This is a genomic window from Limosilactobacillus oris DSM 4864 (genome assembly GCF_001434465.1).
GTDB lineage: Bacteria > Bacillota > Bacilli > Lactobacillales > Lactobacillaceae > Limosilactobacillus > Limosilactobacillus oris.
This window is the reverse complement of record NZ_AZGE01000003.1, coordinates 42,576-58,841: the sequence shown is the minus strand read 5'-3', so window position 1 is coordinate 58,841 and position 16,266 is coordinate 42,576. Positions and strand designations below refer to the sequence as shown.

The window sequence follows — 16,266 nt, the reverse complement described above, 5'->3', positions numbered from 1 at the left end:
GCTAACTATTTTGCATAGTCAACCGCCCGTACTTCACGAATAACCGTTACCTTAATGTGGCCTGGATATTCTAACTGTTTCTCAATTTGTTGTTTAATATCATGAGCCAAAGTCGTTGCTTCCATGTCGGAAATCTTCTTTGGCTTGACAATTACTCGTAATTCACGACCAGCCTGAATGGCAAAACTATGGTCGACACCATCGTAATTATTAGCTATACCTTCTAGTTTCTTTAGCCGCTGAATGTATTGCTCTAAGGACTCACTCCGGGCACCGGGGCGGGCACCAGAAATGGCATCCGCTGCCTGTACCAGGACGGCAATGACCGACGTTGCCGGTACATCACCGTGATGAGAAGCGATTGTGTTAATCACAACCTTATTTTCCTTATACTTCCGCGTCAATTCAACTCCTAATTCAACGTGGGAACCATCGACCTCATGGTCAACTGCCTTTCCGATATCGTGAAGGAGTCCGGCCCGTTTAGCCAGGGCCACGTCTTCACCTAATTCACCCGCCATAATACCGGCTAGCTTAGCCACCTCGATCGAGTGGTTAAGGACGTTTTGTCCGTAACTGGTCCGGTACTTCATCCGGCCGACCGTCTTAATCAGGTCGGGGTGCATTGAATGGATACCAAGGTCAAAGAGTGCCTGTTCACCGGTCTCCCGGAGCTGACTGTCCATTTCCTTGCGGGCCTTGTCGACTGCCTCTTCAATCCGGGCCGGGTGAATCCGGCCATCCTGAATTAGCTTCTCCAAGGCGATCTTAGCAATCTCCCGCCGTACGGGATCAAAGCCGCTCAAGACGACCGCTTCCGGCGTATCATCAATAATCAGGTCAATCCCGGTCAGGGTTTCCAAGGTCCGAATATTCCGACCTTCGCGCCCGATAATCCGGCCCTTCATATCATCATTCGGCAGGTTAACAACTGAGACCGTCGTTTCGGAAACTACATCGGCGGCACTCCGCTGGATTGCTTCCACGATCAATTTCTTTGCATTACGATCCGCGGTCACTTCGGCTTCCTGCTCACTGTCACGGATCATTACTTCCCGCTCTGTCTTGAGCTGCTCCTTCATTTCTGCCAGAAGCAGGCTCTTGGCATCCTCGTGTGACATCTGCGCGACCTTTTCCAATTCGGCCTGACGCTGGTCAACTAATGCGGTTGCTGCCTGCTGCTTTTGGTGAAGTTTCTCAGTTTCCTGATCCAGTTTGTGTTCACGCTTGCCGACCGCTGATTCACGTCGTTCTAATGCGGAATCCTTGTGGTCAAGGCTGGTTTCACGCTGCAAGAGACGATCCTCCTGCCGCTGAACCTCACTCCGGCGTTGTTTTAGCTCATCTTCAACGTTTTCACGGTAGCGGTGACTTTCTTCCTTAGCCTCCAGAATCGCTTCTTTTTTCGCCGTTTCCGCTTCACTCTTAGCGGTCGCAATAATTCCCGCAGCGGTCTGCTGCGCCGCTGCTAACTGTTTTTCGTAAGTTGCTTTACGAATAGCATAGCCAATAACAAGACCGACAACCATAGCAAGCGCGGCGAAAATAAATAACTGCACAATTTCACCCCCGCTTCAACTATTTTGTTGTTGGTTGGTTAATAATTTTCACCGTGTCACGCTTAAAAAGCATCACACAAATTAAATTTTAATCTTGGTCAAGGAAGGTGTCAACTATTATTATTTTGTCGCCTCCCCAGCAAAAAAGGGAGTCACAAACATTTGTGCTCCCTTAGTTAACAGTATTAGTTAGTTCTTGCTGGCCTCTTCGATAGTTTCCTGCTGACCGGCAGCCGGAGTGTCACCATCATCGGCGGCCTTCTTGCTCTCTTCCAGCGGCTTCATGCCATTAGCAACCCGAACCTTATTCATCAGTTCCATCATGCTGTCTGGGTGATCAGCAAGCCACTGTTTGGCGTTTTCCCGGCCTTGACCAATTCGTTCGTTGCCGTATGAGTACCATGCACCGCTCTTCTTCACCAGGTCCTGGTCTACCGCCATATCCAACAGTTCACCAGTCTTCGAGATTCCTTCACCGTACATGATATCAACTTCACACCGCTTGAACGGAGGTGCTACCTTATTCTTAACGATTTTGACCTTCGCCTTATTACCGATGACGTCGGTTCCGTTCTTAATCTGTTCCGCCCGGCGGATTTCCATCCGGATGGTGGAGTAAAATTTAAGGGCCCGGCCCCCAGTAGTCGTTTCGGGATTTCCAAACATAACCCCGACCTTTTCACGGATCTGATTGATGAAAATCGCAATTGTCTTCGTCTTGTTGATTTCACCAGAAAGTTTCCGCAAGGCTTGGGACATCAGCCGCGCCTGCAAACCGACGTGGTGGTCACCCATGTCACCATCAATTTCGGCTTGGGGAACCAGGGCGGCTACGGAATCAATCACGACCAGGTCAATTGCACTGGTGGCAATTAAGGCATCTGCAATCGCCAGTCCCTCTTCACCGGTGTCTGGCTGGGATAAGAGCAGGTTGTCGACATCAACCCCAAGGGCTTCCGCATACTGCGGGTCTAAGGCGTTTTCGGCATCGATGTACGCTACCGTGCCCCCTTGCCGTTGAACTTCTGCCACGGCATGGAGGGCGACAGTCGTCTTCCCCGAACTTTCAGGACCGTAGATTTCTACTATCCGGCCCCGTGGATAACCGCCAACACCAAGTGCCTTGTCGATTGCCAGCGAACCGCTGGAAACCGTCGCAATCTTCATGTCGGCAGCATCCCCCATGCGCATGATCGAACCCTTACCAAAGTTCTTTTCAATCTTTTGAAGTGCTTTATCTAAAGCTGCTTTACGCTGGTCTGCCAAATTACTTCCTCCTTTATCGGACTCATCTCTGCCAATTAACGATACCAGTTTTCATCAGAAAACACAAGAAAAATGCGAACAGCGGTTCGCTTAGCCTTGTAGTGCCTGGAAAACCATTTGTAGGCCGTACTGGACACTCAGGTTACGAACCGCCTGCCGCCCCAGGTAGGCAGCTAAATGGAGCTCCTTAGTTTTCGTCGGCTGGCCGCGGTGAGCAAGTCCCAGCCAAACGGTTCCCGCCGGGTGCCCCTCCAAGTCATCAGGGCCCGCAACTCCGGTAAAGGAGAGCGCAAAGTCAGCATCCAGGAGTTCACGGCTCTTTTCTGCCATCTGGGCCGCGGTCTGGGAACTCACAACCCCGTGTTCTGCAATTACTTCCGGTTCAATCCCCAGTAATTTTTCCTTCGCACCCGCCGCATAGGTCACAAAACCACCGTTAAAGACGTTGGAGGCACCAGGGACCGAACAAATCGTACTCTGAAAAAGGCCGCCGGTGAGGCTCTCAGCCCCAGTGATGGTTTGCCGCCGCGCATGCAGCTGCTCAACCACCTCCGCTACCAGCGTACACTTGTCGCCAACCCCAAAGAAGTATGGCCGTTCGACCGCCAAAATGGCTGCCGTGACCTGGTCTAGCAGGTCATTAGCCTGAGCTGTCGGCAGGTCATAGACGTTAATCCGTACCTGGATTTGGCTAGGCTGAACGTAGGAGGTAACCGTCATATCCTGAAACTGCTCAGTTGCAGCCTCAATCTCATCCATTAACTGCGACTCGGGCCGTCCCAAAAAATTCAAGGTTCGACTTGCAATCCGCCGCCCGGTACCATACTTTTCCACCAGACGCGGTTGAACACTTTCTTCCAGCATTGCCCGGAACTCTGCTGGGGGCCCCGGAAGCACGACTACCACCAGGCCGTCCTGCTCGTACCAGCTGCCCAATGCCAGCCCCACCGGATTGGCGAGCGGTGTCCCACCGGCAAGGTAACGAGCCTGTTGAATATTCTCCGGGAGCATCTCAATCCGGCGCGCCTTAAACGTTCCCTTGATCCACTCCCAGTGCTGTTCATCCGTCTTTAGCCCCGTCCCTAAAGCGGCAGCAGTACTCTTTAGCGTAACGTCATCGGTTGTCGGTCCAAGCCCACCACAGACAAAGATCAGCGACGCCCGCTGACGGGCATTGTCAATCGCAGTAACGATTTGCTCCTGGTCGTCCATCACCGTTACCTGGTGGGGGGATTTAATGTCCAGCGTTGAAAGCGTCCGGGCTAATAACGGAACATTAGTATTCGTCACCTGGCCCAACACTAATTCAGTTCCTACCGAAATAATTTCTGCATCCATGTCAGTATCCTCCTAATTATTTAAACACGGCCTTTACCCGTAAATGCACGAAAACTGTTAAAAAAGGCAAAAAAGGAGTGGGGCGGAACTAGCCCTTCCTAGTTCGGTCCCCGCTCCCATCGGCATCCCCTGCCTGAGCAGCAATGGCACGCCGTTGCGTTATCCTTGTTTACTTAAAGCCGTCCGAGAACACACCCCGGCCCTGGATGAAGTAGTCAACTCCAGAGTAAATGGTGAAGAACAGACAGATGTACAACATAATTTGACCAAACGGAATATTCCAGATGGCAAAAATAACGTTGTTTAGCAGCAAGAAGATAATTGCGATAAACTGCGTCGTCGTCTTAATTTTTCCAGGCATCTTTGCAGCTAAAACCGTACCATCCTGTTCTACCAACAGCAACCGCAGACCGGTTACTGAAAGTTCCCGCCAAATGATGATCGTGGTGACCCAGGCAGGCACTACCTGACTGCCAGTCAAAACGATAAAGGCAGTCATTACGAGCAGCTTATCTGCTAGGGGATCGGTAAATTTACCGAAGTTCGTCACCAGGTGATGTTTCCGGGCGATCCGCCCATCTAAGTTGTCAGTAATGGTCGCCGCAATGAACAGGATTGCGGCAATCAGCTGGGCCACGGGAATCGTCGCTCCCCAAAAGGTCACGCTACCCCAGGCAAAGGGCACCACCATTAAAATCAGGAAGAAGGGAACAATTATTAATCGTACAACGGTTAGTTTGTTAGGTAAATTCAAAAGCTCGTCCTCCCTGGATTAACGTGTGGTGGTTTGCTGGCCACCGGTAGTAGTAGTTCCCTGATTACCAGTCGTCGGGGTCGTAGTCGTCTGCTGACGGTTAGCAGTCGTGGCATTTGACGTTCCCGTCGTGGTGGAGTTGGTTGTTGCCGACCGGTTGACCGCAGTCGTCGTATTGTTAGTGGTGGTCCGTTGACCATTATTCACGGTCGTATTATTAGTGCTTGAAGAGCTGGCGGTCTGGCTACCAAAGTTGATGGTAATCGTCCGCGTCGTTTGGGCCTTTCCGCTATTGGTAAAGTTAATGGTCCGCCCACCAATTTTAATGGTCGTAACCGCCGGATTAGTAACGGTGATCACCAGGGAAGTCGTTCCCTTGGCAACCTTGACACTGCTCTTCCCGTTAGCGGTCAAAGTCCGGCTCAAGAGGGTGTCAGTGTTATTTGCCACGGCCCGAACCGTCGAACTGCCGCTTGTCTGCACATCCAGGTTAACAGCCTTATTTAGCTTGCCAGCGGTATAGGTAACGGCAGTTGCGGTCCGACTTTGCTCCGTCAGTTTCAGCTTTGCCGTGCTGGTTTTAGTCGAGGTCTTCTTAGCAGACGATGCCTTTTTCCGGCTTTCACCAGAAACGGATACGGAACTATTGTCAATCCGCGTCGAAGAATCACGATGGCTCCGTGCAATCGCGGTAATCCAGATTGCCGCCAAAACAACCACGATTACACAGGCAATGATAACCGTTGGCAAATATTGGCGCGCTTTGGAAACACTATTGCTGACGGTCTTACGCTGGCTAGCCCGTGTTTCCACTGCTTGGGAAATATGGTCAGAGTATTCCGCCGTCTTTGCTTCAGGCAGGTCATCATCGTACTCCCGCAGCAGTTCTTTACCATCTAAGCCAACCGTATTGGCGTACTGCTTGATAAAGGCACGGACATAAAAATCACCTGGCAATTCATCGAATTTTTCATCCTCAATTGCAATCAAGTACCGCTTCTGAATCTTCGTGATTTGTTGAAGGTCGTCTAATGTGTAGCCTTTCGCTTGCCGGGCCTCCCGCAGCTTTTTACCAATTTGAATTTGTTGTTCGCTGTCGTTTTCACTCATTATCTTATCTCCATTAATCTCTTAGTTTTACTCACTGGATAATTATATCATGCCGCCTGCCAGGTGAAAGTTAAGAAAATATTTATTTACTGGTGCTGGGGAACGATTTGGTAGACTGACATCGCCTGGGGCATAATGAAGTCGGTTGCTGCTTGGTGCAGGTCAGCCAGCTCCAGCTCCTGCAAGAGACGAATTTCATCCATCAGGTTAGCATCATCATAGAGGCGGCCAGCATAGCGATTCCCTACCGCCTCGGGAGAATCAAGCAGGCTAATCAAGCGGCCCACTTCAGCCCGCTTTACTCCAGCAAACCGGTCGGCTGCCTGTTCCAGCTCCTGGTCGGCATTTTCTAAAATCACCATCACTTCATCCGCAAACTCTTCCAGCTGCTCGGTATTCGTGCTGATCGTCGCAAAGTCAAAGCCCCGCTGCATATCATAGCTATAGCCGAAAGAATCATCAATGATCCCCTTATCATAGAGGCGCAGGTAGTTGGCCGAAGTGTCATCAAGCAGCATATCCAATAACAGGTCCACCGCCAGCTTATACTTCAAGCGGTCGCGACCGTTAGCAAAGGTCTTCGTACCCCGCACTCCCACCATGATTTTCGGGCGGGAAACGTTCATTGTCAAAGAACGGAACGGAATTACGTCGTGACCAGTAGGATCGGTCAGTTCAAACAGACGCTGCGGGGCCTCCTGGGCGGCAAATAACCGGCGCTGCTGGTTGGCTTTAATCCACGTCATGGTTTGGGCCGGTTCTAGCTTCCCCACCAGCAGCAGGGTCATATTACCTGGCTGGTAAAAAGTCCGGTAGCATTCCATTAACGTCAACGGCGTAATCTGCCGAATCGACTCGACGGTTCCGGCAATATCAATCCGCATCGGGTCATGCGGGTACAGGTTGCCGAGCATCCCCAAGTAAAGCCGCCAGCCCGGGTCATCATTGTACATTTGAATTTCCTGCCCGATAATTCCCTGTTCCTTTGCCACCATCTGCTCCGTAAAGTAAGGCTCCTGCACAAAATCGAGGAGGACGTCGAGGTTCTCGTGCAGGCGGCTCGTCGTCGAAAAGAGATAGCTGGTCTGGGTAAAACTGGTAAAGGCGTTCGCGTCTGCCCCCAGTTCGCCGAAGAGGTCGAAAGCGTCGTGGTCCTGCTTTTCAAAGAGCTTATGTTCTAAAAAATGGGCCGTTCCGTCAGGCACCCGGACCGCTTCGTCCCCCTGGTAGGGGATAAAATGGTTATCAACCGAGCCAAAATCGGTGGTCATAATCGCATAGGTTTTGTTAAATCCCGCCATCGGCATCAACTCTACCCGCAAACCATTTGCCAGTGTTTCCCGGTAGACAGACCGGTTAAATTCACGATAAAGATAATTCTCCATTTAGTTTAATTCTCACCACTTAATAAGTATACCGCTTGCTTTTTCATCATTTTGGCAACCGCCACCACTTGCTCACGGGTAACCGCATGAATTGCGGCCGCCTCGTCCTGGTTAGGCAAGCCTAAGAGCTGGTTAGTCAGTCGCCGGCCGAGAATGTTTCCAGCGAGGTCATTACTCGACAGGTACTGGTTAGCTAGCCCATTCTGCACCTCCGTAAACCGTTCCGTACTAAAGCGGCCCGCCTGCAGATCTGCTAACTGGCTGTCAATCAACCCCTCGACCTGGACTGCCCGCTTGGAATCAATCCCTGACTGGACACTCAGGAGCCCATTAAACGGCATTAACCGGCTAGCTGCGTAATAAGCCAATCCTGCCTGTTCACGGATATTAACGTAAAGTTTGGAAAAGGGGCTGCCCCCAAAGAGGTCGTTAAAGACGATCCCGGCGTAATATAGCTCCGTACCGCTATACAGTGGCAACTGGTAACCAATGTTGAGTTTTGCCTGGCTGACCGGTTGGTATTCCACCTGCCGTTGAACCTGCCGGTAGAGCGGCTGGTGGTACAGAATTTCCGGCTGCGCATCGGCATTCGGCCGGGGCGTAAACGGCAGCTGGGCAAACGCCTGCTTCACCTGTTCTTCATCAATATTCCCCAGGAAGAAGATATCGACCCGGTCGTTAGTCAGCATCCGCTGGTAGGTCTGGTAAACGCTGGCGGGTGTCAGTTGATTGACCGCCTGGGCCCGGCCAAAACTCGGAATCTTCATTACCGAGTCATCACGGTAGTAAAGGTCCAGCAGGCGGCGGGCCGCCCAAAACTGTTTGTCGTCATAGTAGCCCTTGATGGTGCTCTGCAAGTTAACTGCCTGCCGCGCAAACGTTGCCTCATCAAATTGGTTATCGCTGACCAGCGGGTTAAACAGCATTTCCTGGATCAAAGCTAGCAGTTGTTGGAACAGGTCCTCATTAGCCAGCTCATTATTGACAAAGCTGGCCTTCAGGCGAACACAGTGCAGCCGGCCGACCCGGCTAACCCCCATGTTGACGTATGCCCCGTACATCTTTGCTAGCTGGTCGGCCAGTTCAGTCTGCGTCGGGTACTTGTTCGTACTTGTCTCGAGTAAGTTGGCTAACAGGTTCCGCGCCGTTGCATTGTCTGCCGTTTGCGGCGTAGCAAAGTTAATTAGGATCTGGTTCATATTGAATTTGTTCGTGGGGATTACTTCTAAATTGACCCCATCAGTTAATTGATACCGCATGAATATCATCCTTCCTATCCAAAATACTCCATTCCATACGGGTTAATGATACGTTATCTGCTAGGCAAATTCAAACTGCCACCGCGATGAGCATAAAGCGACCCCCAGAGTCAGCAGTTGCCAAACTCTGGAGGTCGTTTTTTCGAATTGATAGGCCTATTCCTATTCACTATCTGGGCCCAGGAAGTTACTGTCCTTGCCAAACCACTTTTCATTAATCTGTCGGAGCTGACCATCCTTTTGCAGGCGGCCTAAGCCCTGGTTGATCTTCTTACGGAGGGTCTTGTCACCTTTCCGCATCCCAACACCAAAGTATTCTGCCGGCAGCTGCTTGCTCTCGTAAACCTGATAAGCATTCTTGTCCTTCTGGTGGTCAACGTAATAGTCGGCATACACCTGATCCATTAGGATGCCCTGAATCCGGTTGGCATTGAGGTCAATAAAGGCGTCCGGGAAGGTATCATAGAGGACCGCCGACTTATTTTTAATTTTATCCTTTAACAGCTTAGGCTTAGCATCCAGAACAGCCGCCCCAGTAGACCCATTTTGGACCCCCAGCGACTTACCAGCCATCCCACTCAAGCCGTCAATGTGACTGCTCTTTTTCGTTACCAGGACCTGCCGGTTATCTAGGTATGGCCGGCTAAAGGCGACTTTCTTTTCCCGGCTCGGATTCATGGAATAACCATTCCACAGCAGGTCAATCGTCCCGTTCTTCAACTCGGTCTCTTTCATTGACCAGTCAATGGTCTGAAAATCAACCTTAATCCCATACTGCTTAAAGACTGCCTTTGCAAGGTCCACATCATAGCCAACCAGCTTACCGTTCTTTTCGCGAAAACCCATCGGCACAAAGCTATCATCTAGGCCAATCACCACTTTTTTACGGCGCTCAATCCGCGACCAGGTATCCTGCGTATTGGCCCGGGTCGTAACACTCTCGCAGCCCCCCAGCAAGAAAGTGGGGATCAGCAGGATCAGCAGCAGCCAGATTGCCTTAACCTTTTTCATATGCCTCTTCCTCTTTTCTTTTAAGCGTCCTTACCCAGATCTTCTACCTGGTTTACGGCCTTATCAAGGGCCTGCACCTTCAAAATATCGTCCGCAATCGTATCAGCAAAGTCAAAATCGTGGGTAACTACCAGTTGGGTCATCCCGTCTTTCTTCAGCCCCAAGATGATTTTAGCTACTTCTTGCCGCAGGTTGGGATCCAACGCTGAGGTTGGTTCATCGTAGCAGAGAATTTTCGGTTTCATTGCCAGTGCCCGGGCAATGGCGACCCGCTGCTTCTGTCCGCCAGATAGCTGGTAGGGGTAGAGGTCACCCTTCGTACTCAATCCCAATTCTTCTAAGAGAACCTTAGCGTCCTTGACTGCCACCGCTGTATCCTTCTTCAGAACCATCGTCGGGGCAAGGGTAATATTCTCCATAACGGATAAGTTAGGAAAGAGGTTGTAGTCCTGAAAGACTACCCCAATCACCCGGTCCGTGTCCTTGCTCCCCTGAGGATCAAAGGGCTGGCCGTCGACCAAAAACTGCCCGCTGTCCGCCGTTTCCAAACCAGTGATGCAACGAAGCAGGGTCGTCTTCCCGGCTCCAGAAGGACCGACAATGCTTAAAATTTCGCCATCTTTTACCGTCAAGTTAACGTTGTCCAAGATGACCCGGTTGCCAAAACTCTTCGTTAAATTTTTAACTTCTAACATTGCAATTCCTCCTACTTAAAGTATGCGTAGCGTTGTTCAACCTTCCGCAAAATCAACGTGCAGATCCCAACTAAAATCAGGTAGATCAAGCCGACCAGCAGTAACGGCAGCAGGGTGACATCCCGTGAAGTGGCGACGTTCCCGGCCCGTAACAGGTCGCCCAGGCCAATTACGTAAACCAGTGATGAATCCTTCACCAAGTTGATTACTTCATTACCAATGGACGGGATGACGATCTTGACCACTTGGGGAATCACAATCTTGCGCAGGGTTTGCCAGTAGCTTAACCGCAATACCCGGGCCGCCTCAAATTGACCTTCATCAATTGCCTGGAACCCACCCCGAAAGATTTCGGCGAAGTAGGCAGCGTAGTTTAGGATGAAGGCTACCAGAGCGGCGTCATAACGTTGGAAGACAATTCCAATGATTGGCAGGCCATAGAAGACAAAAATCAATTGCAGCAAGAGCGGCGTCCCCCGCATTAACCATACATAAATTTCCAGGATCCACTTGAGGGGGCGAATCTTAGAAATCAAGCCCAGACTAACAAGGATTCCTAGCGGCAAAGAGCCAATCAGTGTCCAGAAGAAGATTTGCAGGGTCAGCGACGCCCCCTGGAATAATGACGGTAAAATTGATGAAATATAAGACATATAATTATCCTCCTTCTCGTGTTCAGCAAATGGCCCTAAACAAAAAGTCCCCTAGAATCCAACCGGATCCTAGAGGACGAATCAATCGTGGTACCACCTCAGTTTGCGGCCGCTTCACAGCACCCGCCTCGGTAAGTTCATCATGTCTGCGCCCACCTCGCTGGAAAACAAAAACACCCCCGAGCCAATTTGGCTCCGAGGGCGTTTCCGCGGTTCCACCTCATCTTGCCAGTCCCTCACGGTAACTGGCCTTAGCGAGTTCATTATGATAAACTCCGTGCTGTAACGGGCGACCCCGGACCAACCTACTAGGCTTCAGAAGGTCAACTCACAGATGTGATTCAAGTACTTTAACAGGTCCATTCCCACCAGCCTGGACTCTCTTAGCTGCTAGAAGCACTTTACTAGTCTGTTCATTGTCATTTGCTTTATTGATTGTAAATGATACTACACTCATTATATTTTAATGTCAAGCCAATTTACATAGTTTTTTCTGTCGTTGCCCACGAATATAGTGACCGGATTGGCCAGTAAAGGACAACAAAGTAAACAAGGTTTAACGCTAGGGTCGGTGCAAGTGAGAATGCTAGGTAGTCACCAAAGCCGACACTGGTAACCCCAATCAGGGAGTAGGCCCAGTAGTTGACCGTCGCAAACACCACGAGACCAACAAAGAAAATCATGATGTTCGTCAAAAAAGACGGGGTAAAATAATGGGCGAGCATCCTGGTGAGCGCAACGATGCAGGGAAAAAGGACCATGTATAAGCCCAGGATTCCTGATATATAAACATCGGCAACCACCCCCGCCGCGATTGCAAACGGAATCAGCGGGATCTCAATCCCATCTTCAAAGAAGTAGGATAAGACCAGCCACAGAATAACCAGCTCACTCGCCATCGAATACGGGTAGCGGAAAAACAGCGGTGCCCAAACATGACTTAATGAACCATCAAGAAAAAGGCAGACGAACAGGCCAAGCGGGAAAACATACTTTAATCGTGATAATCGGTACATGGCAATCACTCCCGAGCAGTACTTTCCGCAACGGTAACAATATTGATGTCATTAAAGTTGCTAGCCGGCGTAATATACACCTTCTGGGCAAGGCCGTAATCATCCTTGCCGATCCGAGCAACTTTGCCGACATAGAGGCCCTTCGGAGTAACGCCACCCATACCACTGGTAACGACCTTGGTCCCCTTCTTGATTTTCGCCTTGGAGCTGACCTGACCCATTACTAATTCATTCCGGTCGGCATTATAACCAGTGATAATCCCGTTGACGAGTTGGTAGTTGCTCCCGCCAATAGAAATCGCAAAGCGACTTGAAGCTTCATTAGTGTCACTGAGCAGCTCAACCTTACTATTTGTCTTGTTGACTTCCACGATCCGGCCAACCAGGCCACCATCACTCATCACTGGCATATTCTTTTTGATTCCGCTGGACTGGCCCTTGTTAATGACCAGCTGCTGCTGCCATGACGACGGGGTCCGTGTTAACACAGCCGCCGTCACAGTATCATAATCAGTCATCGACTTTCCCAGCTTGAGTTCCTGCTTCAATTGCTGGTTCTCATGAGCAAGCGTTTGGTCCCGAACCTTCGTCTGTGCCAATTCCGTCACTTGCTGCTTTAATTCACGGTTCTCCGAATAGGTATTCATCAAATCGTTAACCGAGCTGAAGCTGGTTTGCAGCCAGTTAACCGGTAGCGCAACCGCACTATCAGCAAAGCCAACGATATCGTTGCCAAACTGCTGAATCAATGGCGGTGTATTTCGCCGGTTGCGGAGGGTAACTGATCCTGCCATAAGGCCAAAACAAACAACCAGAATTACCACAATGATCACCAACCGACGATTGGAAAAGAATTTTTGCATGCTAATCCTCCATTGTGGGCAAGATAATAAAAGGGGGCTAGACAAAACAAATCGTTTTGCGACCAGCCCCGCCTATCACTAGCCAAATCTAATGATATATCTTTGACTGTCAATTGACAGCTATCTCAAAATCATTTCTCTTTGCTTACTTCTTCATTACGTCAATGCTCTTTAGTGATTCACCAGTACCGATGGCTACACAGTCCAGCGGGTCATTAGCGATAAACACTGGCACCTTAGTAGCATCCGCGATAACATCTGGCAGGTGCTTCAGCAAGGCTCCCCCACCAGTCAGAACAATTCCGTGGTCAATGACGTCCGCGGCAATTTCTGGTGAAGTTTCCTCAAGCGTGCCCTTAATAGCATTAATAATGTCTTCGACAACGTCCTGAAGAGCAGTTGAAACGTCCACAGCGGATACTTCCATCGTCTTTGGCAAACCGGTTACCAAATCCCGGCCGCGGACTTCGGTCGTTCCCATTTCCTTGGCAGCTTCGACGGAAGCAGAACCAACATCCCACTTCAGCTTTTCGGCAGTCCGTTCACCAATCAGGAGGTTCATGTTTTGCCGGACATACTGGGCAATGGCATCGTTCATCTTGTCACCAGCCATCCGAATTGACCGGCTAGAAACGATTCCCCCCAGTGAGATGGTAGCAACGTCAGTCGTCCCACCACCAATATCAACCACCATGCTCCCGGTCGGGTCCATTACTGGAAGACCGGCACCGATTGCGGCCGCGAATGGTTCCTCGATGACGTACGCATCACGCGCACCAGCAACCCGCGTAGCGTCGATTACGGCCCGCTTTTCTACTTCCGTAATGCCGCTTGGGACACAAACCATCACGTATGGCTTGCCATTCCCATTACCGAGGGCCTTGTTGATGTAGTACTTCATCATGGCAACGGTGGTATCGTAATCAGCAATCACACCGTCCTTCATCGGCCGAATTGCAACAATACTTTCTGGGGTCCGGCCAATCATGTCACGGGCGTCGCTCCCAACGGAAATAACTTCGTTGGACTTAGCATTCCGCGCAACAACTGATGGCTCCCGGAGTACGATTCCCTTGCCCTCAAGGTAGACAATCGTATTCGCAGTTCCCAGATCGATTCCCAAATTTTTGGTTCCGATTCCTAGCACTCTGTTTCTTCCCTTCGTTTTTAAGACTGATAATCTTTTGAATTCAATACCGTGGATATTATACCATAGCCACGGGTCACATACGAACATAAATATACATTATTAGCCGTTCCGGGTAAAACCTCACTAGGGAAATTAAATCTTTCTTTACCTTTTATTACTTTAACTGACTTTCCCGCCAGCTAAAGTACTGCTCTTGACCGACAATCAGGAAGTCCAGCATCTGAAGGCCGAGAATTCGACTGCCCCGCTCCAGTCGTTTGGCAAACCGCAGGTCCTGTTCAGAGGGCTTGACGTCCCCAGAAGGATGATTATGGACCATCACAATTCCGGTCGCGGATTGCCGCAGTGCATAGGCAAAGATTTGGTCAGGATACAAAAGGCACTCACTCTGCCCACCCTTGAAGACCGTCTTGTAGTCGATAACGTCATTATGAACATCAGTACAGGCAATCACAACACTTTCCTGCTCATCACCCGCAAAGTAGTCGATCATCTGCTGGCCTAGCGTCACGCTGGAGTATGCGTGTCCGCAAATTTCCGGGTGACTCTTCCCTACCAGTTTTCCAAGCTCAATTCCCGCAATCAAGGCCCGCATTTCCGGGCCCCACTCCAGGACCTGGGATCGCTGGGCACGTGACATCTGTTTAACCGCGAGCGGGTTGGGAAACCAGTCTAAAAACTTCAAAAAAAGTTCTTCATTACGCTTGATTGTCGCCGCGGGAATGCTCCGGGCTAGTAAATTGACGTACTGATCTTCAACTGAGTTAGTCATACTTATCATTCTCCTTTTCGGCTCTAAATAATAAATACGACTGCTTTCCTAATTTGCATCAAATAGGTGGCGAACTTCTGAAATAAAATAAAGTGAGCCGGTGACAATCATAACGTCGTCGCTGCTTAGTTCCTGAGCTACCTGCTGAAAAGCCAATTGCCATTGTTCGGCAACTTGAATTGGGTAGCGGGCCTTGATCTGCTGGGCAGCCGCGGCCAAGTCAGCACTTGGTCGCTTAGGCCCCGGTCCCGCAAAGTGGGTAACGGTGATATGGACATTCCCAAGGCTCGCCAGCTCACCAAGCATCAGCTCGTACTGCTTGTCGGCCAAAATGGCCACCAACAGGTAAACGTCCCGGTCGGCGAAATCATCACGAATCGTCTTAACTAGTGCCTGGATTCCAGGAAGGTTATGCGCCCCATCCAACAACACCAACGGTTCCGCGTTAACGGGTTCCAATCGTCCCGGCCACCGCGTCTCTGCCAAGCCGGTCAGCAAGGCGTGCCGGTCCAGGGGGTAATGGTTACTCGTGAGAAATAATTGGACCGCCGTCAGAGCCACCGCGGCGTTTTCCACCTGATAGTCACCGCCTAGGCCTAACTGTCCCCGAAGCTGGTGCAGTTCCAACCCAGAATAAGTAATCTGAGCGAAAAAACGGTGGTTGGCGGACTTTTTAACCGTAAAGTCACGATCCAGCGTGTACAAGCGGGCGTCCTTTGCCACTGCCGTTTGCTTAATCACGGTTGCGGCACTTGCTGGCAATTGACCGACTACTACTGGACGGCCCGCCTTAATAATGCCCGCCTTTTGCGTGGCAATTGCCGCCAGAGTATTCCCCAAGTACTTCATATGGTCCCAGCCGACCGTCGTAATCACGCTGACTTCGGGAACGATCACGTTTGTCGAATCATAGAGGCCCCCGATGCCAACTTCCAGCAGTACCACGTCCGGCTGTTTTTCCGCCATGTACAAAAACATAATGGCCGTATCAATTTCGAACTCCGTCGGTCCCCCCTCGGGTAAGGCCTGGTCAAGTTTAGCCACTACCCCGGCGACCTGGTTCGTCAGCCGCACCAGGTCCGCGTCGCTGATTTGTTCGCCATTAAGTTCGATTCGTTCGTTAAAGCGGGTAATAAAGGGCGAAGTAAAGCTGCCAACCGTCAAGCCGCTTTCCAGCAGCATTGACCGCATCATCGCCACGACCGACCCCTTCCCATTGGTTCCGGTGACGTGGATGTACTTTAAGCCCTCCTGCGGGTCGCCGAGTTCTTTTAAAAAGCGCCGCATCCGCTTGAGCGTCGGAATTTTCTTGAATTTCGTCCGGCCATGGATAAAAGCCAACGCCTCTTCATACGTTGAAATCATCTTAATCCTCCTTTATTCAAAACAAGGCGGTCAACGAGTCACGATTGACCGGTTAACCGCCTTGTTGGGG

General features: G+C 50.6%; 15 protein-coding genes and 1 other annotated feature. All 15 genes read right to left on the bottom strand.

From position 1 onward, the window contains the following. Positions 1–5: 5 nt before the first annotated feature. Positions 6–1,529, bottom strand: coding sequence for a ribonuclease Y (rny, locus tag FC49_RS02755; RefSeq protein WP_416338263.1), 1,524 nt, complete (start codon positions 1,527–1,529; stop codon positions 6–8). Positions 1,530–1,748: 219 nt separating this feature from the next. Further along, positions 1,749–2,825 (bottom strand): recombinase RecA, encoded by a 1,077-nt coding sequence (recA, locus tag FC49_RS02750; protein WP_056984078.1) that lies wholly within the window; start codon positions 2,823–2,825, stop codon positions 1,749–1,751. Between the two features lie 90 nt (positions 2,826–2,915). Beyond that, positions 2,916–4,163 (bottom strand): competence/damage-inducible protein A, encoded by a 1,248-nt coding sequence (locus FC49_RS02745; RefSeq protein ID WP_056984076.1) that lies wholly within the window; start codon positions 4,161–4,163, stop codon positions 2,916–2,918. A gap of 169 nt (positions 4,164–4,332) precedes the next feature. Continuing rightward, entirely contained in the window at positions 4,333–4,917 is a 585-nt protein-coding gene (pgsA, locus tag FC49_RS02740) for a CDP-diacylglycerol--glycerol-3-phosphate 3-phosphatidyltransferase (RefSeq protein ID WP_056984074.1), read from the bottom strand. 18 nt (positions 4,918–4,935) lie between these two features. Continuing rightward, positions 4,936–6,027, bottom strand: a complete 1,092-nt coding sequence (locus tag FC49_RS02735; RefSeq protein ID WP_056984072.1) for a helix-turn-helix domain-containing protein — start codon at positions 6,025–6,027, stop codon at positions 4,936–4,938. 86 nt (positions 6,028–6,113) lie between these two features. Beyond that, complete coding sequence (gene yfmH, locus FC49_RS02730) at positions 6,114–7,412, bottom strand: EF-P 5-aminopentanol modification-associated protein YfmH (RefSeq protein WP_056984069.1); 1,299 nt, start codon at positions 7,410–7,412, stop codon at positions 6,114–6,116. 5 nt (positions 7,413–7,417) lie between these two features. Next, positions 7,418–8,671, bottom strand: coding sequence for an EF-P 5-aminopentanol modification-associated protein YfmF (gene yfmF, locus FC49_RS02725; protein ID WP_056984067.1), 1,254 nt, complete (start codon positions 8,669–8,671; stop codon positions 7,418–7,420). Between the two features lie 162 nt (positions 8,672–8,833). Further along, the gene (locus FC49_RS02720; protein WP_003714958.1) at positions 8,834–9,682 is read right to left on the bottom strand and encodes an amino acid ABC transporter substrate-binding protein; all 849 of its coding nucleotides are present in this window, start codon (positions 9,680–9,682) and stop codon (positions 8,834–8,836) included. Positions 9,683–9,702: 20 nt separating this feature from the next. Beyond that, entirely contained in the window at positions 9,703–10,377 is a 675-nt protein-coding gene (locus FC49_RS02715) for an amino acid ABC transporter ATP-binding protein (protein ID WP_003714455.1), read from the bottom strand. An 11-nt stretch (positions 10,378–10,388) separates the two neighbouring features. Then, entirely contained in the window at positions 10,389–11,030 is a 642-nt protein-coding gene (locus FC49_RS02710) for an amino acid ABC transporter permease (RefSeq protein ID WP_003714449.1), read from the bottom strand. Between the two features lie 69 nt (positions 11,031–11,099). Continuing rightward, positions 11,100–11,456 (bottom strand) — a binding site (T-box leader). A 53-nt stretch (positions 11,457–11,509) separates the two neighbouring features. Beyond that, entirely contained in the window at positions 11,510–12,046 is a 537-nt protein-coding gene (mreD, locus tag FC49_RS02705; RefSeq protein ID WP_056984065.1) for a rod shape-determining protein MreD, read from the bottom strand. A gap of 5 nt (positions 12,047–12,051) precedes the next feature. Then, entirely contained in the window at positions 12,052–12,909 is an 858-nt protein-coding gene (gene mreC / locus FC49_RS02700) for a rod shape-determining protein MreC (protein ID WP_056984063.1), read from the bottom strand. Between the two features lie 145 nt (positions 12,910–13,054). After that, positions 13,055–14,056 (bottom strand): rod shape-determining protein, encoded by a 1,002-nt coding sequence (locus tag FC49_RS02695; RefSeq protein ID WP_056984061.1) that lies wholly within the window; start codon positions 14,054–14,056, stop codon positions 13,055–13,057. A gap of 157 nt (positions 14,057–14,213) precedes the next feature. After that, positions 14,214–14,831 (bottom strand): JAB domain-containing protein, encoded by a 618-nt coding sequence (locus tag FC49_RS02690; RefSeq protein WP_003714370.1) that lies wholly within the window; start codon positions 14,829–14,831, stop codon positions 14,214–14,216. A gap of 48 nt (positions 14,832–14,879) precedes the next feature. After that, entirely contained in the window at positions 14,880–16,196 is a 1,317-nt protein-coding gene (locus tag FC49_RS02685; RefSeq protein ID WP_056984059.1) for a bifunctional folylpolyglutamate synthase/dihydrofolate synthase, read from the bottom strand. Positions 16,197–16,266: the final 70 nt, after the last annotated feature.